The organism is Chryseobacterium sp. HNCC26DJ240 (assembly GCF_057180485.1).
This window is the reverse complement of record NZ_JBXUGK010000008.1, coordinates 76857-96429: the sequence shown is the minus strand read 5'-3', so window position 1 is coordinate 96429 and position 19573 is coordinate 76857. Positions and strand designations below refer to the sequence as shown.

General features: G+C 35.1%; 14 protein-coding genes. 9 read left to right on the top strand and 5 right to left on the bottom strand.

All coding sequences use genetic code 11. The annotated features are described in order from the left end of the window. Positions 1-29 precede the first annotated feature (29 nt). The 5 genes from AC2A1G_RS16545 to AC2A1G_RS16525 all read right to left on the bottom strand — a co-directional run bounded on the left by AC2A1G_RS16545 (position 30) and on the right by AC2A1G_RS16525 (position 8549). Positions 30-1175 carry a hypothetical protein gene (locus AC2A1G_RS16545; protein ID WP_484048011.1) on the bottom strand — a complete coding sequence of 382 codons (1146 nt, stop codon included), beginning with the start codon at positions 1173-1175 and terminating at the stop codon, positions 30-32. 252 nt (positions 1176-1427) lie between these two features. Beyond that, a complete protein-coding gene (locus AC2A1G_RS16540; protein ID WP_484048010.1) occupies positions 1428-4868 on the bottom strand; it encodes a T9SS type A sorting domain-containing protein in 3441 nt (1146 codons plus the stop codon). A gap of 446 nt (positions 4869-5314) precedes the next feature. Further along, the gene (locus AC2A1G_RS16535; RefSeq protein ID WP_484048009.1) at positions 5315-6367 is read right to left on the bottom strand and encodes an acyltransferase family protein; all 1053 of its coding nucleotides are present in this window, start codon (positions 6365-6367) and stop codon (positions 5315-5317) included. Positions 6368-6404: 37 nt separating this feature from the next. After that, positions 6405-7550 carry an EpsG family protein gene (locus AC2A1G_RS16530; protein ID WP_484048008.1) on the bottom strand — a complete coding sequence of 382 codons (1146 nt, stop codon included), beginning with the start codon at positions 7548-7550 and terminating at the stop codon, positions 6405-6407. Further along, positions 7551-8549, bottom strand: coding sequence for a hypothetical protein (locus tag AC2A1G_RS16525; RefSeq protein ID WP_484048007.1), 999 nt, complete (start codon positions 8547-8549; stop codon positions 7551-7553). 147 nt (positions 8550-8696) lie between these two features. Between AC2A1G_RS16525 and AC2A1G_RS16520 the strand changes: the two genes are divergently transcribed. From AC2A1G_RS16520 to AC2A1G_RS16480, 9 genes are all read left to right on the top strand, one after another. Then, entirely contained in the window at positions 8697-12350 is a 3654-nt protein-coding gene (locus tag AC2A1G_RS16520; protein WP_484048006.1) for an MMPL family transporter, read from the top strand. 42 nt (positions 12351-12392) lie between these two features. Further along, entirely contained in the window at positions 12393-13307 is a 915-nt protein-coding gene (locus AC2A1G_RS16515; protein WP_484048005.1) for a dialkylresorcinol condensing enzyme DarA, read from the top strand. Between the two features lie 2 nt (positions 13308-13309). Then, complete coding sequence (gene darB, locus AC2A1G_RS16510; RefSeq protein ID WP_484048004.1) at positions 13310-14449, top strand: dialkylresorcinol biosynthesis protein DarB; 1140 nt, start codon at positions 13310-13312, stop codon at positions 14447-14449. Continuing rightward, positions 14449-14880 carry a hotdog family protein gene (locus AC2A1G_RS16505; RefSeq protein WP_484048003.1) on the top strand — a complete coding sequence of 144 codons (432 nt, stop codon included), beginning with the start codon at positions 14449-14451 and terminating at the stop codon, positions 14878-14880. The genes darB and AC2A1G_RS16505 overlap by 1 nt, the downstream gene beginning before the upstream one ends. A gap of 58 nt (positions 14881-14938) precedes the next feature. Beyond that, positions 14939-15379, top strand: coding sequence for a hotdog family protein (locus AC2A1G_RS16500; RefSeq protein WP_484048002.1), 441 nt, complete (start codon positions 14939-14941; stop codon positions 15377-15379). Positions 15380-16096: 717 nt separating this feature from the next. Beyond that, entirely contained in the window at positions 16097-16501 is a 405-nt protein-coding gene (DarG, locus tag AC2A1G_RS16495) for a flexirubin biosynthesis protein DarG (RefSeq protein ID WP_484048001.1), read from the top strand. 49 nt (positions 16502-16550) lie between these two features. Then, positions 16551-17546 (top strand): BtrH-related acyltransferase DarH, encoded by a 996-nt coding sequence (gene darH, locus AC2A1G_RS16490; RefSeq protein WP_484048000.1) that lies wholly within the window; start codon positions 16551-16553, stop codon positions 17544-17546. Between the two features lies 1 nt (position 17547). Continuing rightward, on the top strand, positions 17548-18300 hold the full coding sequence (locus tag AC2A1G_RS16485; RefSeq protein WP_484047999.1) for an ABC transporter ATP-binding protein: 753 nt from the start codon (positions 17548-17550) through the stop codon (positions 18298-18300). Further along, the gene (locus tag AC2A1G_RS16480; RefSeq protein ID WP_484047998.1) at positions 18290-19552 is read left to right on the top strand and encodes an ABC transporter permease; all 1263 of its coding nucleotides are present in this window, start codon (positions 18290-18292) and stop codon (positions 19550-19552) included. Before AC2A1G_RS16485 ends, AC2A1G_RS16480 begins: the two co-directional genes overlap by 11 nt. Positions 19553-19573: the final 21 nt, after the last annotated feature.

Below are 19573 nucleotides of genomic sequence, written 5' to 3'. Positions count from 1 at the left end.
AAAGTAAGCCTTTTTTTATTAAAGCAGATTTACAGCATTTTATTTAACAGTTCCACGGGCGAAATAAAGACTCTGTACAACAAACCTTCCCACGTAAAACCTCTCCCCGACATCTCAACTCTGTACATCAGAGAAAAAAGAATAAATGAAACTATAATTCCGTTTTTTAAATTTAAAACAAAACCTTTTGAAACCTCATCAGAATTGCGTTTTGGAAGAATTAATGCAAAAAGAACAATAAGAAAAATCATGTGAATATAAAGCCATCTACCCCAATCGATTGCCAGATAAAAAAGAGGCAGTGAAAACAGAAATGCAATAATCAATAAAATAGACAGAAACTTATGCCGTTTTTGATATTTTAAATAAAACCCAATGTGAACAAGGCTGATTATAAAACTTAAAAAATACAATCTGTATTCATCGAAGTGATCTGAAATGTATTTTCTTTCATCAAAATTCCAGAAAAATATTCCTTTGGTTAAAACTACACCACGTTCCTTTAATATTTCTATAGAGCTTCCTGCATTGATTTCTTTTCCAAAAAAGAATATTAACAATGCAGGAATCAGAATAGCTAAAATATACTTGATATATTTTTTTGGTTCAAATTTTCCATTTTTTAAATATAATCCGATTAAAAAGTAGGGCAAGAAAAAGAGAGTGATTTCATGGAAAAACATCGCAACAACTAATACTAAACAGATTAGATACTCTTTTAAATGACTGAGTTTATTTTGATCTAAAAGATTAATGAAAATGGCAAAGATGAAAAAAATGATAAATTCTTTCTTCCCAACATAATCGACACAATTAAAGATTCCAACAAAGCCGATGGATGAAAGTAAAAGTGAGAGATAGAGTAAATCCGGTTGTTTTCTCTGAATAATTTTAAAGTAAGTGTAAAAAAATCCACAGATGATAATGACCTGAAAAAAATAGACCGCAAGATTTAGTTTTAAACCTGTAAAATCCTGAATAAGAAAAAAGAAGCTTCCGGAAAGCCCTCTTCTCTTGAAACCGCCATCCTCATAGTTGATAAGCCAATCTCCAAGAATATAGCCATCTGAATTTCGGTTGTGAATAAAAGTAAAAACCAACGCAAAAACTGCGGTTGCCAGGATCAAGAGATTGATGTGCAATCTTACGGTAAAAAATTCTGCAAGTTTTTTCAAATGTGTAGTTTTTCCAAAATAAAAGAACCGAAATTGTAATTGAATCTGCTTTTCTTAAATTTGATTGTCAAAAATAGGAATTAAAGCGTATTCAAAAAACAATTTCGGTTCTGTTTTGTGATGATTTAATGTAAAATTGAGCAAAATTATTGCCCCAACCCTAAAGGGTGTAATTTTGCTCAATTTTCAAGATTTTTTTCTCCCTTCAGGGTTGGGGATAGAAAAATCATTTTAATATATAACCCAAAACTTTTACTTCTTCATAATTTTCACTACAACCTCTGCATCGTTGATTCTTACCAGATAAAAACCCTGTGTTAAATCTGAAATATTGGTTTGATTATTTTCAAATTTACCTTTTCTAACCATCTGTCCGGAAGCATTGTAAATCTGGAAATAATAGTCTTTTCTCACATCAGCTTTGATGTAAAGTATGTCCTGTACAGGATTTGGGAACAATGAGATTTGGTTTTTAACCTCTTTTTCCTCAATCTGCTTTTGCGTAAAGACATTGGTAGCCTGAAATGATCCCGCCTGAGTAACAGGAATCGCAGGAATAGGACCTGACTGCTCGCCAGAAGCGTCTGTTTTTACTTTTACACAACGGCAGTTCATCCCAAAATAAGGATCATTATTATCATGGAAAGCAATCATTCTGTTGGCACTTGAAGCAGCATCAAAAAGAATATTTACAGGTCTTCCGATGTAGTTTGAATTTAAAGCACCCGTCCATACTCCCGGATATTGATAGTTGTTTACATTAAAAGTACCTGAAGCCGTTTGATTTGCCGTCACACTTCTGAAACCTCTCGATCCTGAGTTCGGGAAATTGCCGACGTTGTACACAGGATTGTTGTAGATATATCCGATAGTAGTTGTTGTACTGTTTCTCACTCGTGTTCCCAGATAATCAGTGATTACGCTGTAACTTGTCGCTACTTTTTTATCTTTTTTGTACCATGGTGAAATTCCGAAATCTCTGTTGGTAGTAATGGATACGCCGGTTAAATCCGGAATTCTCCATCCTTCCGGACATGGATCGTACACAGATTTTTCTCCACCTCTTCCCCATCGGTCTGCAGCTAAATTGGGTTCATCAGAAAGCCAGTCTGTACCGTTGGTGTAATTCGGAACTGCAGAATTATACGGTGCAAAAGTGCTTGGAATCATATACACCAAAGGATTTTGTACAGAGTAAGTCAGAATTTTGGCTATTTTTTCAGAAACCGTATCGTTGGTCAGCAAGTTAGCATTGTTTGCATTTGAATAAGTATTGTACGGAATGATATAATTTCCTGAAAGATTATTGTAGTTCACATAGCTCAGAGCTGTGTAAGAAACAGTTCCGTTGGCAGCTACATTTCCTAAATAAATACTGTAAGAAGCTCTGTTATCTGTATGTTGAAACGGCGGGATAGGATCTTTTCTTCCCCACTGATACTGCATTCCCGTGGAAGCTCTGATTTGTGAAAGCTCTGCAACATTCGGTGTTAAAGGATTTGCAACAACAGGGAAGGCATCTGTAGCCCCGAGATTCCTATCCATAAACTCAGTTTTCAAAACATCTCCTTTCTGAACATAGTTTATGTAGTTCGGTGCATTAGAATTTGGTGTTTCTGTAGCGTAAGTGAACGAAGAAATAACACTGTCTGTTACCCAAATATGCCACGACCAGTAAACGGGATTTGTAATACTTCCGTTGTGAAGAGTAATTACAGCGTTTCCACTTTGGTTTGGATTGATATTAACCTGAATTTTGGTATTCGAAAGATCTGCCGTACTTGATGGAGACGGATTTGATAATGCAACGGAACCAATTAACGATGTATTGGTAGACCAAAGCACATTCGCTTTAAGACTGTTAAAACTTGTAGAATTTAAAATTGTTTTATTATTCAAAAGCTGGCTTTGCACAGAAAAGGCTTTAGAAACAGGAATTTCCACCAAGGTAGATGTTGTATTTTTTACAATCTGATACGTATTCGGATTTTTCAGACCATCGGAATAATCTGTCGCCTCATCATAAAATTCCGTGGGATAATTGTAGTTATGAACAATATAACCCGGATCCTGAATACATCTGCAGGCGTTAGCATCAGAGGTCTTCGCAGTAGATGTCGGCATATACCAGTATCGACCTTTCACAGTATTGTCTGCCGGATTTGGCGTATCATTTTGATATTTATCTGGAACCATAAACAATGCTCTAGCCGAAACTGCAGGCGTTGTGTCTGAAAGTCTGGTCATGGTAGAAGTCCATAACCCCACTTGGTGCTGATCAGTGTATTGACCTAACTGTGAATTAATTGCCAATTGACCTGTCCCCGGGAAAGTTCCCATATTGAAACCGCCAACTGAAGTCATATCAAATCCTATATTCGGATACACTTTAAAACCAGTCATAAACGAAGGAACGCCTGCGTCGGATGGCTTGATAATATGATTTCCTGCACTTTCGAATGCAGTTTTCCCAAGATTGGTACGAACTCCGAAAGGAGAAAAATCTATTCTCACATCATCTACGTACGTTGGTGAAGCTAAATTAGCTACGAGCATCGATGGCAATCTCCATCCATTCGGACAAGGATCGAAAGGAGATTTTCTTCTGTAAGGCTGAGCAGCAGTATCTGCATTGTAATCTGTACTGATAAATCCTTCAGCATTGTCTGACCAAAGATTCAGTTTAGGCAAATCCTGTCCCGGAATATCTGAAGACGTGCCGAACCAGTTGTACATTAGGTTGGCATTATTGTTATAATAAGCAGGACCTGAAAGATCGTCTTTGTAAACGTAAATCGGACTTAAAGGATTGTTGATTGAAAGAGCAATATTATCTTCCACTGTTGCTGTAGAAACCGGAGTGAAAAGTCTCAGATTATCAAAATTGATCGCATTGGTAAAGTTCTTTGCCCCTCTGTGACGCACTCTGCCGATACTTCCGGAAACTTCGTAGAAATCATCACCTCTTAAAACCAAAGGAGGAATAGGATCTTTTCTTCCCCACTGATACAACAATCCGCCACTTCTGTTCCATTCTCCTGCTGTGTTGGAAGATGAAATGGCACCTAAGTTTCTGTCCATCCATTTCCATTCTCCGGCAGGGATTACTTCGGTATCACCGGTTGCGGTTTCTCTTTTAACGTTATCAAAACTACGATACGTTGATCCGTCCGTAGGATCATCAGTCACCCAGATATGCCATGACCACGCAATCTTTCCATCTACTTTAAATGCAATAACGGCATTTCCTTTTTTGCCTTTATTTACAGGAACAACAATTTTTCCTTCTTCTTTATTCCCTGATAAACGAAGTCTGGCACCACCGCTTGTTTTTATCAAACCATGATTATCTTCCCAAAGCAGTTCGGCAGTTGTTTTACCATCATAGTTGAAATTGTCTTTATTTAAATATTTATAAAACGTCCATACTGCATACGCTTTTTTTACAGGAATATAAATTCCGTCGTTTGTGGTGGAAGGATCAAAAATATAACTGTTTGGGGCAAAAAGCCAGGGATAAGTGTAAACTCTGGAAGCATTCACGTTAGGATCCATCGGGATTTTTGCTGCATTGACCACGGTATTGTTTGCGCTCTCAGATTTTGCAAGATTCTGCTGTGCATCAGTTTTGCAAAAACTTAATAATACAAAACCTGCCGATAGGAGACTTTGAAAAATAGATTTTTGATTCATAATAATATTTAGATACAAATTTTAGTCAATAGTTATTGGATTCCAATTGATTATATCGAAATACACCATAATAAAGATTTATGCTTGAAAACATAAATACAAATTACGATTATAATTAGCAATAATTCAACGAAGGCAAAAATATGTATTTAAATTCATAATTTACAAAAACGCAAATTAATTTTTCATTATGAATCAAAGAAAAGTTTTGAAAGATTTAAAAATAAGCAACAAAAAGTTGTTGCAAGGCACTATGGTAAAGTTGCTATTAATAATGTTTTTGAAGCTAGAGAAAGCTATATAAATTTAAAATAAATAATTATCTAAAAAATTATGATTATAGATTGCATAATAATAGAAAATCTTAAAAGTCATCATTTATTCCACAATGTGTGTATGTGTGTAATTTAGCAAGTATATATAAATTACAAACAAATGCAAATATTTTATTTAATCATTTTATTAAATTGCCTTTGCAAAATTGGCTCTAAATATTTTGTTACTAAATAAGCTACAGGAATCACAAAGGCAAACGAAACAAGTGGTAAAATTGAATAAGGGATTTCAACGTAGCCATTAAGCTTCAACATGATTGCCACCATCATATTTTCGTGCAGTAAATAAAGCGGGTAACTTATAAAACCAACAAAAGTGAAAATCTTCATAGAAAAAAAATGCTCCATAGGTTTCCAAAAGAGCGATCCAACGAAAACAAGAACTAAAATTACCAGATATATATTTCTAACGAAATCCTGTAGTTTGTACATGTAAAACATTGCGCAAATAGTTGCAACAACAAAAGCAACAAGGTATTTCTTTTCTCTTTCTTTGTAATAAATATAAATCAGCGCACCCGAAACAAACCACCCAAAATACACAAAATTCCCTATGTAAGCTTTAAATTTCAACAAATATACTGGCAACAAATGATGAAATTCTAAAATCTGATAGATAACAGCAACAAGGTATATAACGAATATCCCGAGCAATGCAATATTTCTTTTAAACAGATAATATAAAATACCAAAAATCAGATAAAACTTTACTTCTATGTAAAGCGACCAAAATGAAGATTCTAATACGGGAAAATCTGTCTTGAAAATAATCTCCAACAATCCCTCATCCACAAATATCAATCCCGGAAGCAGAGATTTCAAATGTGGACTCCCTAAAGGTCTTTCAAGAAAAAATCCGGCAGTAATATAAATTATTACAGAACAGATAATCATGCTTGGAAAAAGCCTCACCCATCTTTTTTTAATAAATTTAATAAAACCTGATGTCTTTTCCATAGACATTAGGATCACAAAACCCGAAATCAAAAAAAACAACTGAACACCGAGGTCGCCATATTTTACTAAAACATTCTCTTTATACAAATCCCCAAAAGGGTAATGTCTGCTCCAAATATAATATCCATGAAAAAGGAAAACCAGGAAAATAGCAAGACCCCGCAAGCCATCTAAAACTAAAATTCTATTATTTTTCTGATCAGACATACGAGCTTCTAATGTTAAAATTAATACCGTACTATTCCTAAGGAAGGATGTGATTTTTATACAAATCTATCGTAAATCGTCCCGCAGTAATGTTTTTAAAACTAGAGAATACTACAAAATAAAACATTGCCAAACTGATAATAAATGCGTGTATCAGCTTTCTTGTGCCTTCATTAACCACATACATCGTATTCGGAACCAAAAGATATCCAAATGCAAAAAACGTCCCTGTCAGTCGGGATGAGAAAATAGGGTTGTTTCTGAAAATAAAATAAAAACAAATTCCAATTACAGTATAATTACGGTGATATTCGTAGTACGGGTATCTTTCTTTCATGGCTGTATCGAAAAAAAATAAAAACCCGGTACAAATTGCCATCATTGCTTCCGGCACACCAATTCCCCCGTTAATCCTTTCTCCGCCCATACCTTCATCAACATATCCATTAAAACCAGCAACAAGCGTATTGTCACCGGCCACATCACCTAAAAAACTACCAAAAATCCTGTAAACTTCAAAAGGAGAAGCAAAAATAGAGGCAATAATACATGTAAGCATTATCGTCTTGTTTATAGGAATACGTGCAACCCAATACATTGGAAGCAAGAGAAAACATACATTATGTATCCCTGCAGCAATATAAATCCACAATATATACATCCACACATTCCTCTCTTTAATGTACCGAAGTGCATAATAGCCAACAAAACAACCAAGATTTTGCCTAATCTGACCACTTTCCCCAATAAAAAATCCTGGAATAAAAATAAATAATAGAAAAGTAAAAGGATAATAGGTATTTTCCTCAACAAAACGTGTTTTGAAAAATGTTACCAGAGCTGCAATTACAAATGTCAACATATAAAATGGTGCATTAAATATATTGAGAAGCAGTTTATTAATTAAAACAAAAAGCCACTCCAGCTCCATTGGTTGCGGCCCCTCCAAAGATAGAGCAGCAAAAAAAATGCTTATATACTGCTTTGTATCACTGTAAACATAAATACCTTTGTAACTTCCAAAATCAGGCCCTACATTATCCCTAAAACCCGCTATAATAACGAGATACACAGCTAATCCATAAAGAGCTTTCTTATTACTTTTACCACTATAGACCTCATCAATGCTGAAAATCAACATATAAATTATAGCTATGATATAATAAGGGTGTAATAAACTCATTTATGCTTTCTGAAAATTTATATTTTGAGACGAAATAACCAATACTCCTAGCAAAAGCGGAAGAAAAAGTCTCGTTTCCCAAAACAGCCCCACAAAAGTAATCATTCCAAGGTAAGGAATAGAAAGTATCATAAAACTTTTGAAAACATTGCGTTCTGCAACACCACAAAGTTGGTAAATAAAGTATAAAAAGACCATCCCGAAAGCCAATCCCGCAACGTTAAACGGACTGGTAAAATTTTGAACCAAATAAAAACCTTCTGCAAGCGAAGCCTCCTGTGGAATCACCAAACGTAAACCAATGTAAGGAACAACAAACGCAGCAATGACCATCAGAATTTCTTTATAGAAAGCAAAATTTTTAACTTCAAAACTTCGGTAATCAAAAAATAAAGCTCCAAAAAAAGCGATATTCAGGCAAGCCGTCTCCCGCACAAATGTGGAAATAAAAACAATCCCGCATAAAATCAGCAAATCCGTGTTTTGTCTGAATTTTGCAAATTTTAAACTGAAAAATATTCCCGCAAGAAAAAAGAAAACCGCTATGGAATCACAATTTGTCGGCACATACTGCGCAATGACCATCAAAAAAACACCCAAAAGATGAAACAGCTTTCTCAATCTCGGGTCTGAAGCAAAAAGGTTGGGTTTAAAGTTTAAAATTTTATCTAAAATCAAAGACGACCCAAGAAAAAAGACAGCATTAATCAAAAAAACGCTGTGATAAAATACCGTTCCGCTTTTTAAAATGAAAGGTTTTAACGAAACTAAATTTGAATCGACGAAATAAGTAAGAAAATCAGTGACATGAACAGTCAGAAAATTGGGAATTACCCGATAAGCATATACAGAAGAAAACATAAAATCCGGAGCCTTCTCCATCGTTTTCAGCTTCACATAAGAAGATTCGAAACCGTAATAAGCCATGAAAAACAGCAATAGAGGAAGTAATGCTGTAAAGAGAACCGAACTTATTTTTCCATCGCTGTTTTGAAACATACCCAGTAGAATGTCATGTTTTCGCTATAGCCAATCACTAAAGCGTTGCAAAAGTAAATTATTTTAATGATTATCCGCAAAACTTAGCTTATAAAGTTTTGACCTTAAGCCTAAAAAATTAAATTTGCACTTTGATTCAAGAGGGCAATGCATCGTTTTTTCATTCAATTATATTATCTGATTTCTAAAAACAGAATTCTTTCCATCGCTGTGGCTTTGGGAATCTTGTTCGTTTGCGGATTTTTCGCTTCTAAAATTAATTTTGAGGAAGATATCAATCAGATTATTCCTAAAAACGAAAAATCGGATCTGACAGCGAAAGTTCTGAAACAACTCAACTTTTCAGACAAAATCATCGTCATTATCGAAAAAAAATCAAAGGACGAAAATTTTCAGCTTTCAGAAACTGCGGATGCTTTTTTAAATAAAATTGAGCCTCTTCAAAAATACATCGGTTCGGTTCAGGGGAAAGTAAACGATAATGAAATCTCCGAAACATTTGATTTTGTAAACCAGAATTTACCTTTGTTTTTAGATGAAAATGATTATTCTGAAATTGAAAGAAAACTCAATAAAGACAGCATTGCAAAGCAGGTTGAGAACAATTATATTTCTCTCGTTTCCCCAACAAGTTTGGTGACCAAAGAATTTATTAAAAAAGATCCGCTGGGAATTACTTTTCTTGGAATTAAAAAACTGAATGCGTTAAACATCAGCAAAGATTTTAAACTCGAAGACAATTATATCGTCACCAAAGACGGAAAAAATCTTCTGCTTTTCATCGATCCGAAAAACAAAAGTAACGACACCAAAAACAATGAAGTTTTCGTCAACAGTTTGAATAAAATTAAAGACGACATCAACAAAAATTTTAAAGGAAAAACAGAAATCAGCTATTTTGGCTCGCCTGTAATTGCAGTTGCCAACGCTCAACAAATCAAGAAAGACATTCAGAATACAGTGATTATTTCGATGACGGTTCTGTTGATTTTGCTTATTTATTATTTCCGGAATTTCTTTACACCACTCATTGTTTTTCTGCCGACAGTTTTCGCCGTTTTCATATCACTGATGATTTTATACTTTATTAAAGACAAAATATCGGCAATTTCACTAAGTGTCGGAGCAATTTTGATTGGAATTACAATTGATTACGCCCTTCATATTCTCACACATTATAAGCACAATAATAATATTGAAGAGCTTTACAAAGAAATCACCCAACCGATTATTCTCAGCAGTGCGACGACGGCAGTTTCATTTTTATGCCTTGTTTTTGTACGTTCTGAAGCGTTGAAAGATCTCGGGCTTTTTGCCGCGATTACGGTTTTTCTTTCTTCGTTTGCTGCATTAATTATTGTTCCTCAACTCTATCATCCGAAAGAAAAATCAGATAAAGTAAGCACCAATTTCATCGATAAGATTGGAAATTATCCTTACGAAAAGAACAAACCTTTGATTATTGGTTGTTCGATTATGATTGTTGCCTGTCTTTTCGGGTTCAGACACGTTGGTTTTAATGAAAATATCGGTGATTTAAATTATATACCTAAAGATTTAAAAATCAGTGAAGCCAAGCTGGAAAAACTGTCTGACATTACTTCAAAATCGATTTACACCATATCGTACGGAAATTCTGAGAGTGAAGCCTTGGCGAGAAATTCAAGATTGAGTAACTTTCTGGAAAAAGAAAAGCAGGAAGGTAAAATTTTAAGCTATAATTCGATCGGGAACGTTGTTTTGTCTGAAAAAGACCAGCAGAAAAAAGTTGAAAAATGGAATCAGTTTTGGGATCAGAATAAAAAAAATCAGACGATTTCTGAATTGGTCAAAAATGGAAATGAATTTGGATTTAATGCTTCAGCTTTTGATCAGTTTAATGAAAATTTAAATAAAACCTATTCCAGCTTAAGCTTAAAAGATTACGAAAAAATAAAAGCCCTTCAGATTTCCGAATTTCTGAGCAACGAAAACGGGTTTTTCACGGTTTCGAATGTGGTGAAAGTGGATGAGACGAAAAGAGATTCATTCATAAAAGATGTTGAAAAAAGCCACGAAGCTTTGGCCATCGACCGCCAGCAAATGAACGAGAATTTTTTAGGTTTATTGAAAAGAGATTTTAACACGCTGATTAATTACTCACTTTTGGCAATTATTTTAACAATCATTGTTTTCTTCAGAAACTTCGAATTGTCTTTGCTGACGATGTTTCCGATTGTTTTAACGGGTGTTGTCACTGCAGGAATTCTCTACTTTTTAGGTTTGGAATTAAATATTTTCAGCACCGTGGTCTGCACTTTGGTTTTTGGCGTCGGCGACGATTTCAGCATTTTCCTGACTAAAGCAATGCAGAAGGAACATACAACCGGAAAAAATGAACTTCCAACGTACAGAATTTCCATTATTTTGGCGGTTTTCACCACGATTTTATCCATTGGCTCTTTGATTTTTGCCAAACATCCGGCTTTACATTCTTTAGCTTTGGTTGCATTAATAGGAATGTTTTCAGTAATCGTCATCACGTCGACTTTATATCCGTTCTGGTTTAGATTTTTAATCATCAACAGAGCAAAAAAAGGTTTGTCGCCGATAACTTTAAGACTGTTCTTAAACTCAGTATTTTCCTTTATTTATTATGGTTTAGGTGGTTTGATTTTCTCTGCCATCGGAAGTATTTTCGTGAAAAGATCAAAAGGAAAAACTTTAGATTTCATTAAATTAATTTTAGCAAAATTTTTGACTTCCGTTTTATATTCAAATCCATTTGTAAAGAAAAAAGTCATCAGAAATCCGAAAGAAGATTTCAGCAAACCCGCAGTTATTATTGCGAATCACACTTCTTTTCTCGACACTTTGGCTTTGGGAATGGTGAATCATAAGATCATTTACCTCGTCAATGATTGGGTTTATAATTCTCCGGTTTTTGGTAAACTGGTAAAAGCCTTAGGTTTTTATCCCGTTTCTCAAGGTATCGAAAATGGCATGGATAAACTGAAAGAAAAAATCGAACAGGGATATTCGCTTGTTGTTTTTCCTGAATCTGAACGCTCTTACACAAATGACGTAAAACGTTTTCACAAAGGTGCTTTTTATATAGCCGAACAGTTCAATTTAGACATACTTCCGATTTACATTCACGGAAATTCTGAAGTGCAACCGAAAGGTGATTTCATCATTTATGACGGAAATATCACTGTAAAAGTAGGCGACAGAATTCACAAAGAAGATTTGAGTTTTGGAGAAGATTATTCTGAAAGAACAAAAAAAATCAATGCTTGTTTCCGAGACGAGTTTGCTAAACTGAGAAATGAAATTGAAGATGAAAATTATTTTAAAAAGAAATTGTTTCTCAGCTTTTTATATAAAGAAAACGAAGTTGTAAAGCCGGTAAAAGAAGATTTTAATCAAAACAAATCGGTGTATTTTGAATTGAATAAACACATTCCGAGTGATGCAACGATTTTTCACATCGCCGATGATTTTGGGCAAATAGACATTTTGTTAACCCTTCAGCAGGCCGGACGTAGAATTTTCAGTTTAATTAATGATTCAGAAAAAAGATCTGTGGCAAAAAACAGCTATCTTGTTCAAAAAAGGAAATTGAATTACATTGATAATCAGACACAAATCAATAAAAAGATTGATGTGCTTTTAATTTCTGACGAAAATTTCAATCTTACTGATATCAAAGATTTTCCGGAGACGATTATTCTGCTGAATATTAAAAATCAGACTTTTCAAAACGCAAATTATAAACAATTGTTTAATTCAGAATCAATAAAAATATTTAGGCACGAATAATAAATCTGAAAATCATATTTTTGTAAACCATAAAAAAGATTAATGCAAAAAAATATACTTGTCCTTTACTACACTCAAACCGGTCAGCTGGAAGATATTGTTAAAAATATTGCCCAACCGTTTGAGGATAAAAAAGACGAATATAAAGTGACTTACTACAACATTCAGCTGAAAAAAGATTTTCCTTTTCCTTGGCCGGGTGATGTTTTTTTCAACACCTTTCCGGAATCTTACCTTCAGATTCCGAGTGAAATTCTGCCTCCACCGGAAGCGGTTTTGAATACGAAATTTGACCTCATTCTTTTTGGATATCAGGTTTGGTATTTAACGCCGTCTATTCCGATCATATCATTTTTGAAAAGTGGTTACGCGGAAAATATATTGAAAGGCACGCCAGTTGTTACCATCTCCGGAACGCGAAATATGTGGATGCTTTCTCAGGAAAAACTAAAGGTTTATCTAAAAAATTTAGATGCAAAATTAGTCGGAAATATTGCATTGGTCGACAGAAGAGACAATTACACCAGTGTTTTGACGATTCTTCGCTGGATGACCACCGGACAAAAAGAAAAATCCGGAATTCTTCCTGCAGCGGGAGTTTCAGACGAAGAAATCAACGGAGCCGGAAAATACGGGAAGATTATTGAAAAGCATTTCAGCAATAATGATTTTACCAATTTACAGCCCGAACTCGTGAAAAACGGAGCCGTAGAAATACGTGCTTTCCTCGTGAGAGTGGAGAAAGTTGGCAATAAAATTTTTACGATTTGGTCTAACCTCATCATGAAGAAAAAAGAAAAGCGACCAATTCTTATCAAATTCTTTAAAGTGTATTTGATGGCAGCAATATGGATAATTTCACCTATTGTGTTGATTTTTCATATCTTGCTTGCTCCAATTTTATGGACGAAAAGACAAAAACAGAAAAAATATTTACAAGGAATTAATTTAAAATAGAAATGTACGACGTATTTATAACAAAAGCTTCAACATACCTGCCAAATGAACCGGTTTCTAATGATGAAATGGAAAGCTATTTAGGTCTGGTAAATGATAAGCCTTCTAAGGCAAGAGCTTTAATTCTAAGGAACAATAAGATCAAGACAAGATATTATGCTTTAGATAAAAACGGAAATTCTACCCATACCAACGCACAAATCACAGCGAAAGCCGTAGAAGGTCTTTTTGATGAAAATTTCACAAAAGAAAATATGCAGCTGCTCTCTTGCGGAACTTCTTCTGCAGATCAGGTGCAGCCTTCACATTCATCGATGGTGCATGGCGAGCTAAATATCGGAAAATCTATTGAAATAAATACCGCAACCGGACTATGTAATTCGGGAATGAATGCTTTGAACTACGGTTTCCTCAACGTAAAAGCCGGTATTAAAGACAATGCAGTCTGTGTAGGTTCTGAAAGAATGTCTGCATGGATGACCGCCGACAAATTTAATCACGAAGCCGAAAATCTGAAACTTCTGGAAGAAAGACCAATCATCGCTTTCAAAAGAGAGTTTTTGAGATGGATGCTTTCTGACGGAGCCGGAGCATTTTTACTGGAAAACAAACCGAGAGAAAACGAAACTTCATTAAGAATTGAATGGATTGATTTTTACTCTTACGCTCACGAAATTGAAGCATGTATGTATTCAGGCTGTGAAAAACAGGAAGACGGAAGCCTAAAATCATGGGCAGAATATCCTGCTGAGGAGTGGCTGAATCAATCAATCTTTGCTTTAAAACAGGATACAAAACTTTTAGATAAATATATTTTAGTGAAAGGCGCAGAAAGTTTAAGAGCATCTTTTACTAAACACGATCTTGATCCAGATTCTATTGATCATGTTTTAGCACATATTTCTTCAGGTTACTTTAAAGAAGGTTTAAAAGAAGAATTTGCCAATGTAGGACTTGATTTTCCTTGGGAAAAATGGTTCTATAATCTTTCTGAGATCGGAAATATTGGTGCGGGATCTATCTTCGTGGCAGTGGAGCAATTAATGAATTCCGGTAAACTGAAAAAAGGTGAGAGAATCATGCTCTGTATTCCTGAAAGCGGAAGATTTGCCTATTCTTGTGCTTTATTAACGGTTTGCTAATGGAAATTTCTCTACCAACCAACGATAAGAATTTTGTTGAAAGTTTAATTCCGCAGAAGTTTCCATTTGTAATGGTGAGCGGAATTTCAGAATATTCTGAGGAGCATCTGGTTTCAGGTTTTGAAATTAAAGAAGACAATATTTTCGTTCAAGACGGAATTTTTCAGGCTTCCGGTTTAATTGAACATCAGGCGCAAAGTGTTGCTCTTCATACAGGCTACAAATTTTATCTTTTAGGAAAAGAAGCTCCGACAGGTTATATCGGCGCCATCAAAACTTTTGAAGCTGAAACATTACCGAAATTAGGCGATCATTTGATTTCTGAAGTAAAAATCATCAATGAAATGATGGGCGTAACTTTGGTTGAAATTATCACTAAAATTGAAGGTAAAATCATTGCTAAATCTGAGATGAAAACAGTAGTAAAATAAAGAAAATCAATTTGTTTCCCCAACCCTAAAGGGAGCAAATTGATTTATATATACTCTTATGAATTTAAAAGAAGAAAACCTCATCAACATTCATCATTTTCTGCCTCATCGTGCACCAATGCTGATGACAGATTATATTCTGGAGCTTACTCCGGAAAAGGTGGTGACTTCTTTTGAGATTAAATCCGACAATATTTTTCTTCAAAACAATCATTTTGTGGAAGCGGGATTGATCGAACATTCTGCACAGACTTCTTCCTCAATTCTCGGACAGAGTTTTTTTAAAGGTTCTGATGTAGAAACTAAAGTGATTGGTTTTATTACCAATATCAAAAAAATTGAAATTTTTGATTTGCCAGCTGTTGGTGACACCATTATTTCCAAGGCGACTTTGATTTCTCAATACGAAAACATCTGTCAGATTTTCTGTGAAACTTTTCTGGGTGAAAAACTGCTGATTCGTACAGAGATTTCCCTGTTTATTCAGGAGGTTGAATAGTTTAATTCATGAAAAGCCTACTCATCCTACTAATTACGATAAGTTGTTTTGCTCTATTCTCATTTGCATATTATTCTTTTTTGGTCTACATCAACCCGGAAATAATACATTGGCGACAATTTGAATCTAATGGAACTCTAGTATATTCAAATTCAGGAAGTAGATTGTTTATGGCTAGCGCTCTGAAATCATTGGTTTTCAGCATCCCTTATTCTTTACTATTTATCCTCAAATTGAAGCTAAAGGATAATAAAATCTTCCGTGTCACGGTAATTACAATAATTTTAAATTCTTCAGTCATTTTGATTGCCTCACTTTTTATTTTGATTGCAATTCCGTGTGCAAATATTTATCTTAAACACTTTGATAAGCTTACCACAAACACAATTTCCAATCATTATCCTCATATTCTCACTGATATTATTCATTTCTCGTTAATTACAGGTCTAATCGTTTCTTTTATCATCGTTTTATTCAACTTGATTAAAATTTTAAAAAGATTTCTCAGCACTTAATTAAATATGGTGAAATACTCATATAATTCAGTTTAAGAGTCTTAGAAAATAATAAAAAAGTAATAAAAAAAATTCTAAAACCAAAAGTTCTATCTTTTGCAATTAGTAGATAACACGTTTCAAAAATTTAAACACCTCTCATTCTCTCCCATTTATATTTTCAGTATTTTAGCACCTTGATTACGCTAAACTGGTTTTCGCAATGAAAAAACAAGACATTCCACAGGACGAAAGTAATTTGCAGTCTGCAAATATGACAGAAATGTTATACGTGACTGATGAAAATAATAACTACACCACCGCGCAAAGCATCGGTTGGGAAGCCAAAAAAGCGGCTCTCGATGAATCTATGCAGCTCATCAATGAAAGAATTGAAGAAGCAAAACAAAACGTTGCGAATAATATAGTAAGCCCGATCGTCTATTTTATGGAATTTAATAAAATGGATCTGCACGTTTTGGCAGCTTACGTCGATAAATGGCAATGGACAGTGAAAAGACATTCCAAACCACACGTTTTCAAAAAACTCAGTGATTCTACTTTGAAAAAATATGCCGACGCCTTCGGAATTTCAGTAGATGAATTAAAAAATTTCGACGGTAAATAAACCTTTAAGGTTTCAGAAACTTTAAGGTTTAATAAAATCCAGACTCATCATGAAGATCAACTTTGAACACCATCAGACAGCCCACTGCGAAAACGGTGTTGCCTCCAACTTACTTTTAAATAAAGGATTAAAACTCAGCGAACCTATGATTTTCGGAATCGGTTCGGGATTATTTTTCGTGTATTTGCCATTTTTGAAAGTAAATTTTGCGCCGGGTTTCAGCTACCGTCCGATGCCGGGAGCTATTTTCAGCAAGGCTGCAAAACGATTGGGAATTAAAATCAAAAGAATAAAATTTTCAAATCCTAAAGAGGCTCAGGCTGCTTTAGAGAAAAATTTAGAACAGAATATCCCGACAGGTTTACAGGTAGGCGTTTTCAACCTGACTTATTTTCCTGAAGAATATAAATTCCACTTCAACGCACACAATCTTGTAGTTTACGGAAAAGAAGACGGAAAATTCCTTATCAGCGACCCTGTAATGGATTTCGCAACCACATTGACAGAAGCTGAGCTCGAAAAAGTTCGTTACGCAAAAGGTGCCCTCGCTCCGAAAGGTCACATGTACTTCCCTACACACATTCCGGAAAATGTACATCTGGAAGAAGCCATCAAAAAAGGAATCAAAGATACTTGCAAAAATATGCTGGCTCCAGTTCCATTAATTGGTGTAAAAGCAATGCGTTGGGTTGCAAAAAGTATCCCAAAATGGGCGGATAAAAAAGGAACAAAAGTGACCAACCATTATCTTGGACAACTCATTAGAATGCAGGAAGAAATCGGAACCGGCGGTGGCGGTTTCAGATTTATTTATGGTGCCTTTTTACAGGAAGCCGCTATGATTCTAAAAAATGACGAGTTGAAAGAATTATCTAAAGAAATTACCGCAATCGGCGACCTTTGGAGAGATTTTGCTGTGGACATTGCAAGAGTTTACAAAAACAGAAATTCGAAAAGCGACATATACAATCAGCTTTCAAAATCGATGTTGCATATTGCTGATTTGGAGGAGGCTTTTTATAAGAAACTGAGAAAAGCGATATAGTTTGGAGAATATCATCGAAATAAAAAACCTCTACAAGAAATACAAAAATTCGGAAGACTTTTCGGTTAATGATATTTCTTTGAACATCGATAAAAACGAAATCTACGGAATTCTCGGCCCCAACGGAGCGGGAAAAACCACGTTGATTTCTATGCTTTCAGGTTTGATTAAACCGACCTCAGGAAGTTTTACCATCAACGGATTGTCGCCGAAAAAAGACAATTCAAAAATCAAACAAATCATTGGCGTTGTACCTCAGGAATATGCGCTCTACCCTACTTTGACGGCAAAAGAAAACTTATTGTTCTTCGGAAGTCTGTATGGTTTAAAACATAAAAATCTTCACAAAGAAATCGACGAAGCTTTAGAATTGATGGGTTTAACAAAATTCGCCAATAAAAAAGTCGACCAGTTTTCTGGCGGAATGAAACGCCGTTGCAATCTGATTGCAGGAACACTACACAACCCGAAAGTATTGTTTTTGGACGAACCTACGGTTGGCGTTGATGTTCAATCCAAAAAAGCCATAATCGATTATCTTTTAGATTTAAATAAAAAAGGAACGTGCATTATTTACACCTCGCACCACTTATCTGAAGCAGAAGAATTCTGTACAAAAATCGCCATCATCGACCACGGAAAAATCCACGCGACGGGAACACCACAAGAATTGGTTGAAAAAGTTGCCAATGCCGAAAACCTTGAGGATGTTTTCATTTCATTAACCGGAAAAGAATTGAGAGATGTTGTATAAATTGTGGAGAAGTTTTGTCAAAGAAATTCAGTTACTGAAAAGAGATTCGGGAGGAATTGTCATTATTTTCCTGATGCCTTTGCTTTTGATTATCACGATTACTTTGATTCAGGATTCGACATTCAAAAATCTGGAAGGTTCAAAAATTCCGATTATTTTTATTGATAATGACAAATCTGAAGTTTCCAAAGTCATTAAAAAAGAACTGGAAACCAGCAAGACATTTGAGCTCGTTACCGATTACAACGAAAAATCAGCTGAAAAGGCCGTGTTTACGGGAGACTATCAAATGGCCATCGTCATTCCGGAAAATCTGACGAAAGATTTAAATTCAAATATTGATTCTAAAGTCCAGACCGTTGTAAGTTCGTTTGGTTTAGAAACCGATTCAACAGCGACAAAAATAGTAGCTTCAAAAGCGAAAGACATTCATCTTTATTTCGACCCTGCAACCAACGCAGGTTTCAAAAATTCTGTAATGAATGCCATCAACAAAATGGTTTTCGAAATCGAGAATAAAAAAATCTACAAAGCCTTCCAGGACCAACTCGGAACCACAGAAGACCTTGAAAATAAAAGCTTAATTACCTTCAAAGAAATCACCCCGAACAAAGGCAAGGAAGAACTGATGCCAAATTCAGTGCAGCACAACGTTCCGGCGTGGGCATTGTTTGCAATTTTCTTTATCGTTGTGCCTTTGTCTATAAATTTAGTCAAAGAAAAAAGTCAGGGAACGAGCTTGAGAGTCCGCGTGAGCCCGACGCCGTATTACATTCACATTTTAGGAAAAACATTCACGTATCTCATCATCTGCCTCATCCAGTTTTTGCTGATGGTTGCGGTAGGAATCTGGCTTTTCCCGCTGATGGATTTACCACAATTTGATGTTACAGGAAAAATGTTCCACCTTCTGATTGTCACTCTTTTTGCAGGATTGGCAGCAATTGGGTTTGGCGTTTTAATCGGAACAGTTTCAAAAACTCAGGAACAGTCGGCGCCGTTTGGAGCGACTTCCGTGGTAGTTTTGGCAGCGATTGGCGGAATTTGGGTTCCAGTTTTCCTGATGCCCGAATTTATGCAGAAAATTGCACAGTTTTCCCCGATGAATTGGGGACTGAACGCGTATTACGATATCATTTTAAGAAACAGCGGCATTGGCGAAATTGCCAAAGAACTGATTTTCTTATTTTTATTTTATATTGCGATGGTAACGATTTCTTTATTGTATGAAAGGAAACAGAATAGTGTGTAAAATACATAGAACAAACGCAAA